At 52.9% G+C, this 2,517-nt stretch carries 6 protein-coding genes; all 6 read left to right on the top strand.

The genetic code is table 11. From position 1 onward, the window contains the following. Nucleotides 1-308, top strand: a 308-nt coding sequence (locus tag AK963_RS27720; protein ID WP_066018548.1) for a Ref family recombination enhancement nuclease, incomplete at its 5' end; no start/stop codon positions are given. Nucleotides 309-310: 2 nt separating this feature from the next. Then, entirely contained in the window at nt 311-841 is a 531-nt protein-coding gene (locus tag AK963_RS27715) for a hypothetical protein (RefSeq protein ID WP_066018547.1), read from the top strand. 2 nt (nt 842-843) lie between these two features. Continuing rightward, nucleotides 844-1,341, top strand: a complete 498-nt coding sequence (locus AK963_RS27710; RefSeq protein WP_066018546.1) for a hypothetical protein — start codon at nt 844-846, stop codon at nt 1,339-1,341. Nucleotides 1,342-1,381: 40 nt separating this feature from the next. Continuing rightward, complete coding sequence (locus tag AK963_RS27705) at nt 1,382-1,645, top strand: CopG family ribbon-helix-helix protein (protein ID WP_066018545.1); 264 nt, start codon at nt 1,382-1,384, stop codon at nt 1,643-1,645. Then, nucleotides 1,642-1,935: a type II toxin-antitoxin system RelE/ParE family toxin gene (locus AK963_RS27700; protein WP_066018544.1), complete on the top strand. Its 294-nt coding sequence runs from the start codon at nt 1,642-1,644 to the stop codon at nt 1,933-1,935. The genes AK963_RS27705 and AK963_RS27700 overlap by 4 nt, the downstream gene beginning before the upstream one ends. Nucleotides 1,936-2,187: 252 nt before the next feature. Further along, the coding region (locus AK963_RS27695) for a M15 family metallopeptidase domain-containing protein (RefSeq protein WP_066018543.1) at nt 2,188-2,517 on the top strand (330 nt) is incomplete at its 3' end.

Raw genomic sequence — 2,517 nt, 5'->3', positions numbered from 1 at the left:
AAGAGAAAGACTACCTGCGGGACGTAGCCCAGTTGAGCTGCATTGCCTGCCGGATCAATAACCGGACCACAACCCCGGTGGAAGTGCATCACCAGCGCAGTGGTACCGGGCTGGGCAGGAAAGCCAGTCACTTTGACACGCTGCCGCTGTGTCCTCTGCATCATCGGTTCAGTAAATACGACTCTGTCCATCTGGCCCCGGTAATGTTCAGGAAACTCTACGGACGGGAAAGCGATCTGGTGAAGCAGACCCGAAAGGATGTGGAGAACTACCGCAAAACCTTTGTCGGCTATGTGGGGGAGAGCTGACCATGTACCGGACACTGGAACAGGCACTGCACCGGATATTCGGCGTACCGGAACTGATGATGAACAACGCACGCTGGCAGAGAGAAACCAATACCGGGTATCGCCGGACATCGGCCAACCCGGTGGCAAGCACCCGTGACGAACGGCTGGGGGAGGATGGCGTTTATCAGGGCTATCTGCGGCAACGGATGACCTCGGAGCTGCACGACATTCTGACCATTCGTTATGATGACGACCACAGCAAGCGGGTCACGGCCTTTCAACGGCTACAGCACCACTTTCGCACTGATGAGAGGCTGCCCAAACCGTTTCGCAGTAATCCGGTACTGTTGCGTCTTTGGCTGATGCACGAGCTGCAACACCCTGCGCTACGGCATCACAAGGGTAGGGTAACCATCAAGGACAAGGGCGAGAGTACCGTCTACCGCTGGCAGCAGAAGTGCCGGACGGTCTGCTGTGAGTGGGTCCGACTGGCGGAAGATGAGGCACAGGCCCTGCTGGAACAGGCTGGCGTGATTCAATATGGAGAATGAACATGGATGACAGATTGGCATACGGTGATTTCAGGTTTAGCAAAAGGGACATCAGGACCGTGGATGCCACTGTGGTCAACCGTTATCGTGACCCGAAACGCGCTTACCTGCCCATCGACGAGGAACAACTGCAAGGGATCATCAGCAGCAGTAAGGAGGTTGTGGATAAGGCTATTGAAGAAGCTATTTTTCAAGCCCGTTTTGCACAAAAGGCTGAACGGTGGAATCGGCAAATAAGGTGCTTGGGTGATTTACCTGATGAATTTCTTTCGGATACTCACCAGACTCCAGAAGACACGATCCGCGCCCTAATGAGCAATCCGAAACTGGTTAAGAAATTAGTGATCGAATCGGACGATACCAGCGACATTGAAACCCTGTTGCTGGATAAGGTAGCCAGAGCGTTCAGGGGGTGTCCTCAGCTAAAACCCAGCAGCCTGATAGCTCTGTGGTATGGAACCCCGGAGGGGGAGATGTTGCAGGCGATTGTGAGTCAATAGTGTACTACAATGTAATACACTCATAACCGGAGGACGATCAATGAGTGTATCCAGTGTTCGCCTGAATCAGGACATTGAAGAACCACTAAACCGTTTGGCCAAAGTGATGAGTCGCAGTCGCAATTTTCTGATCAACGAGGCGGTTCGTGAGTACATCAGGAAACATGCCCGTGAAATGCAGGAATGGGACGAGACACTGGAAGCCCTTGATCAGGTTCGCAGGGGCGATACTGTGGACGGTGATGCGGTCATGGCTTGGCTGGATAGCTGGGGCAGTGACAATGAACTGGAGGCACCTGAATGAAACTCAGGTTCTCCAGAAGTGCCGTTGATGATCTGAAACGACTACGGGCGTTTATTGCTGAAAAGAATCCGGCAGCAGCCAAACGCATGGCCTCTATTTTGACTGGAAAAATCAGACACCTGTGTGAACAGCCAAGGATGGGGGTTCTGGTGGGGCAGGAACTGAACCCCTGCTTGCGTGATCTGATTGTCGGTCACTACACGGTGCGTTATCTGGCCAACGATAACGAAGTGGTGATCTTGAAGGTATGGCATCACAAGGAAGATACTTCCACCCTTGACATAAAGTGAGAGTAAACATACCGTAAATATACATGCTGGGAAATTACCCGGTCACTCAACCATTCCCAGCTTGAATCCTTCTCAAAGAACCTGCTTAACAGCGGGTTTTTTTATGTCCAGGGATGGACGGTATCCTGAAAATGCACGACTGCATGGATGCAGGAGCTAGAGCAACGCAGGAGCAGTTGCCGTGAAGCAATTTTCAGGGTATGCCGGTTATCAAATCACATCCAAGCTACACCACTAAAAAAAAGGGACACCATGTACCGCTTTTCCGCTTCGTCCAAACGGCATCTGGCCAGTTGCGATGAACGGCTTCAGCGTGTCTTCAACAAAGTGATCCGGCACTACGACTGCACCATCATCTGTGGCCATCGGGGCAAGGTTGCCCAGACGCTGGCCTTTGAAAGTGGTAAGTCGGAATTGCAGTGGCCGAACAGCAAGCACAACAGTCTGCCCAGTAAGGCGGTGGACGTGATGCCCTTTCCGCTGGACTGGTTCGACTACCAGCGAGCTGCCCACTTTGCCGGGTATGTGCTTGGCATTGCCGAGGGCATGGGTATCAAACTGCGCTGGGGCGGTGACTGGGAC

Origin of the sequence: Endozoicomonas atrinae (genome assembly GCF_001647025.1) — a bacterium.
Lineage (GTDB): Bacteria > Pseudomonadota > Gammaproteobacteria > Pseudomonadales > Endozoicomonadaceae > Endozoicomonas > Endozoicomonas atrinae.
Note: the sequence above shows the minus strand (reverse complement) of the source record. Positions and strands in the feature narration are given on the sequence as shown.